Origin of the sequence: Bartonella sp. MU70NMGDW (assembly GCF_042194085.1) — a bacterium.
GTDB classification, from domain to species: Bacteria; Pseudomonadota; Alphaproteobacteria; order Rhizobiales; family Rhizobiaceae; genus Bartonella; species Bartonella grahamii.
In genome coordinates, this window is sequence record NZ_JBHIMK010000105.1 from 1 (window position 1) to 5113 (window position 5113).

Below are 5113 nucleotides of genomic sequence, written 5' to 3' on the forward strand. Positions count from 1 at the left end.
GTTTGAAACTGTCATAAGCTTATAGGTTTAATTTATAAAGATTGCATAAAAGGATTTAAAGACAAATCGCTTTTAAAGCGCTTACTAAAAATTTAGAAAATGATAGGCAGGCATTATATAGATATTATCATCACAACAGATATGAAATTCAAAACGTTATGTCTTATGAAATCAAAAGCCTTTTAATGACATAATGCAAGAAAGAAAAAAACGTTTTAAAAGTTATCGTTTAAAAATACAAAGCCAAATAGGGTCGATCCAAATTTGGATTGAGAGATTTTAGTCACCCCAAATTTGGAAGCACCTATTGAGACAAGATAAGCAAGCAAATTTCAAAATCGTTGTAACATCATAAAGGCATGGGATTTTACTCAATTTTGGAGTCAAAAGCGATATTGTTTAAAGAATGCCTCTATTTAAAGGATAACGCCCCCAAAATTGGGGTGGTTGATTTTGCCAGCCCCAAAATGGACCGGCTAATTTATAAAGAAGTTACGTTTGTGTGCAAAGAGAAAAGGCATTTATGAGAACCTTTCTAAATGAACGTTTAAACGTTTGAAACATAAAATGAGATCTTTATAAGTGTTTAAAACTTTTTTTATAACAGCTATAACTTAGTTACCATTTGTTCTTAAGAACGTTTCATTTATGAGAAAACTAAGATTTAGCTTTCACAGCAGAGCAAAATCTTGAAAACCTTATATTTTATAAAAGCGGTTGTTTATTGTCTTATGAAACGCTGCTTTAAAAACCAACGCGCGTAAATATAAAAATGGGTTTTGTTATAGATATTCACTTAATACACATTTGCTTTTGATTGGATTGATAAAGCTACCAAGCGTTTTGATTTGTTTGATTTTAGACAACGTGTTAATTGAATTCACTCAGCTCGATTTTGAGCTTAATATTTTGAAACGTTTTTAAAAGAAGCGTCATGATCATGTGCTTTGTTTTAAATGAATCTCTTTAAAGAAAAGGGCGTTATTCTTAATACGTTTGAAGCCATATGAGAGTTTATAGGTTCTAAATTCACTCTCTTATTCAAATGAGTGATTAAAAGATCATACGCATCGTTTACGTTTCTTTTGATAAGTTTTTATATCTCTCATAGAGTGCTTGCAATATGATACGTTTTGTATATATGCATTCATTACTCCATGTAGGTGATTAATTTTAATCATTAGAATAGACATTTGAAAGCCGCGTCATATCAATTGGCACGGCTTTCTTTTTTTAAACCCTCTCTTTTATGATATGTTTATTAGCAATGCATTTTATATGCGTTTATAGCCATTAAAGAATGCACCCCCCCATGCTTGTCATTTATTTGTCTGTATCCGTAATTTTGATAATATTATCATTTTCATAAACCTCACATTTTTTAGGAACGACACTTACTTTACTTTGACTGTTTAATTTTGCATTGCCATAGGCTTTACCCCAGACCTTGGCATGATATGAAACCTTGGCATTGCCATAAACAGAGCCATAAACCTCAGCATAGCCACTTACAATAACATTGCCATAAACCTTGCCATAAATTTTAGCATGACCTTTGACAATAGCATGGTTATAAATCTTGGCATGGCTGTAAACACAGACAGAGCCAGAAACCTGAGCATACCCATAAACCCTTGCATAATTATAAACCCAAGCATTATAAGAAATATGCGCATTATCATAAACATGGGCTTCTGTATAAATACGAGCGCTTCCACTCACATGGGCATTGCCATAAACATAGCCAGATATACGTGCATTACTATAGACACAAGCATTGTCATAAACTTTAGCATATTGAGAGATAAAAGCCTTTCCATAGACCTCAGCATTGCCATAGACATGACCACAGACCTGAGAAAAATGGCGTATTTTTGCATTTTCATAAACACGGGCATAGCCATAAACCCATGCATTATCATAGACCCAGCAATTGCCATCATGAGAGAGGTTGCTTTCCTTTTCAATAAAGCCGCCTAGATCGCCAGCTTTGATATCATCAAAATCTTTTAAAGCACGAATGCGATAAAGAGTTGTAATCTGTTTAGTAATCCTATCTTTAATTTGTTTAATTTCACTAGTTAATTCATATTTTTTGCACATAAAGATACCCTCACAATCTAATGTGATAAACGTTTGCTAAAATTTGGAATGGGAAATTTGAAAGATTTGAAAGAGGGGCGCCCCCGCCGCGCCCGCGCATGTCATTTACGCAGCTTCAGTTTCATATTCGCTGTTATCATCATGATTATAATACCCCTCACAATCAGCATAATACTCATGACGATAATAATCATCTTCGCTACCAAATTCGGGATATGCATCATCACAGATATCTTCATTAGCAGTTAGAGAGGCATTGCTATGAATATAAGAATTGCCTGAGACAAGAGCATCACAAATAACAGCATCATCAAAAACACGCGATTCATCACAGATATAAGCAGAGCCACTTATTTTTGCATTACCACCGACATGAGCATCGTCACAAATAACGGCATTATCAGAAATATGGGCATGATCAGTGACACGGGCGTTATCATAAATTTGAGCATTGCCTTCAATAACCACGGCGTTGCTAGCATGCGCATTGCCCGACAGCTTTGCATTATCCTTTAATGTCATACCTTCAAAAATAGCATTTCCATAAATTTGAGCATTACCATAGACATCAACAAAAAAGCTTTTCACTTTAGCATTTCCAAAGACGCGTGCATTTTGAAAGACCCGTGCTTTATTATACACCCAGCAATTGCCATCATGAGATAAGTTGTTTTCATTTTCGATATACCCCCCTAAATCACCTTTTTTGACATCATCAAAATCTCTTAAAGCACGAATTCGAGTTAAGAAATGACCATCGATATATTCACAATCATCAATAAATTCGTATTTTTTTGCAGGTTCTTGTTGATTAACGGGCGCGGTTTCATTTGAAATGGAAGAGATAACGGGGGTATTGTTTGAATTTGTCATAGTTAAAACCTTAACGTTAAATTGTTTGTTATTGACGCTCTTAACAAGCATCGGGCGCTAACAAACACGGCGTTAAGTCCGTTGCTTACACTTTCCCCATAGGGTATTGTATGGTGTAAGCACACCCGACAGAGTCATTATATGCTAGTTAAAACATAAAAGACAGTCAGTATTTTAAAGACATGGGAAAGGTTGTATCGTAACCTATCCGCTTAACGAAAGTGTTTGTTAATCACTTGAGTATTTATATAACAAAATACGTATTTATTGTCAAATAATATTTTATCTTTTTTGTTATTTTTTTAAATACGTTGTGTGTTAATAATATATTATGCTTATTTATTGCTTCTTTTATATTTATGTGGTTTTAACTCTATATTATAGGCTTTGTGAAACGATTGCGTTATTTTCTGAATCTATACATTTATAATATTTAGAAACTCTCTCATAATGCGTATTTTTATCTTTATAACCTATCATATTTTTTACTAAATGGTTTTTAAGATTTCTGTTAATTTCTTTTAATAACACATTTACAACTTAACAGCCTTTTATAGGGATTATCTTTATAATCAATGCCTTCATTTGCATGTGATTATGAAAGCCTGCTTTTTTCACGCGTGCTTTATAGCTGTTATTTGCTTTATAGCCATGGCATCATTTTTCAGTTTCATAAGAGAAATGATAAATAGGATAATTGTGATTTATAAACCGTTATGAAAACATCTCAATAGAAACTGATAATTATAGAGATGAGCAAAATAGCTTTTAATAGACCGTGTCAGTCTTGTCAGTGTTGTCAGTTCTTTTAAAGCCTATATTATTTTTTTAAATGAGTAAAAATTAAAAACATTATATTTCAATATCTTAATACTTTTAAGACATAATTCATATCAATTGTACAATCTTTAAAGATAACCAATGATGTGAATTGATTAAAACTTATCAGTTTGTGTCAGTAAATTGAACTGACAAACTAGATTATTTTAGTGTGTCATTAAAACATGTCTTATGAAAAGCGTATGAAAGTAAAAACTGATTACATTATCAAAATCCCTTTAATGAATTTTTATCAGTTTATTTAAATAGATAACCTTATGATTTTAGTGAGTGATTAAAACACGTCTTAAAAAAAGCATGTGATCCTTTAAAGCCCTTCAAAAGAAACGGTTTATAATCATAAAAATGCTATCAAGACGTATTTATAGATTTAAAGGTTGGCACTAAAAAAAATAATAAGAGTAAAAAGTTATTTTAAAACATATTAAGTGAATTTTCAAAAGACAGTTTATAATGATAAGAAATGTTATCAAGACTATTGTGGTTATGAGTTTTGAGGATTTTGAAGATTTTGAGGGTTCCCTTTACCCCCTTTATATATTTTTTTCAATCAAAAAATAAAAGTTATTATATTTCAATAAGTTATTTTTTTAATAAACAACCTATATCAAGACACAACCTATAAATACAACCCAAAGTATATTTTTGAGGGTATTTTGAGGGTTTGAGAAACCTTCAAAACCTATAAGCAAAATATACATAACTCTTTTTAAACAAAGCTTTTGAAAACAATAAAGCTATCATTTGAGATTGCGATATAATCTTTTAAAGGCAATCCAAATAAATCTTATCTTATTTAAGATGGGATTTCTTATAAGTCTTAAAGAAATCAAAATAAGAGTATCTAAAAGTGCAAATGATTTCTTTTTAGAATAACGCATGATAAATTATCTCTTTTAAGATTATAGGTAATCAACTCACAAGATGATACGTTTACAAAATTTACAAAAGTCCATTAAAGGATTTCTGATAACGTAATTCTTTCCTATCTTAGTTATCTCATAACAGATGATAAAATAAACTGTTATTTAAACTAATACATAAGCGGCTTTAATAAGATTAGCATGCCCATTATGTGAGCGTGCTTTATAAGTCTATTCAGTTTCTCTTATTTCCAATTTTGGTAAGTTCTTAACAATTTTCATTGTCTCTAAACTCACGGTAATAACCCTTTGGAATAATTCCAATGGATAAGCAGGGTTGCCAACGGTTTCAACAGCATAGTGATTGGCATCATTCACAATGCCACTCTTTTTATCAGTCTTTACGCATTGACGCCCCATAACCCATTCAAGAG

The 5113-nt window shown here is 31.7% G+C and carries 3 protein-coding genes; all 3 read right to left on the reverse strand.

Annotation, left to right across the window (positions count from 1 at the left end; all coding sequences use genetic code 11):
• Positions 1-1323 precede the first annotated feature (1323 nt).
• A complete protein-coding gene (locus ACFIKE_RS08125) occupies positions 1324-2103 on the reverse strand; it encodes a hypothetical protein (protein ID WP_375649170.1) in 780 nt (259 codons plus the stop codon).
• Positions 2104-2208: 105 nt separating this feature from the next.
• The gene (locus tag ACFIKE_RS08130) at positions 2209-2976 is read right to left on the reverse strand and encodes a hypothetical protein (RefSeq protein WP_375649172.1); all 768 of its coding nucleotides are present in this window, start codon (positions 2974-2976) and stop codon (positions 2209-2211) included.
• Between the two features lie 1934 nt (positions 2977-4910).
• The coding region (locus ACFIKE_RS08135) for a hypothetical protein (protein ID WP_375649174.1) at positions 4911-5113 on the reverse strand (203 nt) is incomplete at its 5' end.

What these genes read in the sequence shown, in the direction of transcription:
- ACFIKE_RS08125 (WP_375649170.1), bottom strand. Translation starts at nt 2,103, where the DNA reads ATGTGCAAAAAATATGAATTAACTAGTGAAATTAAACAAATTAAAGAT.
- ACFIKE_RS08130 (WP_375649172.1), bottom strand. Translation starts at nt 2,976, where the DNA reads ATGACAAATTCAAACAATACCCCCGTTATCTCTTCCATTTCAAATGAA.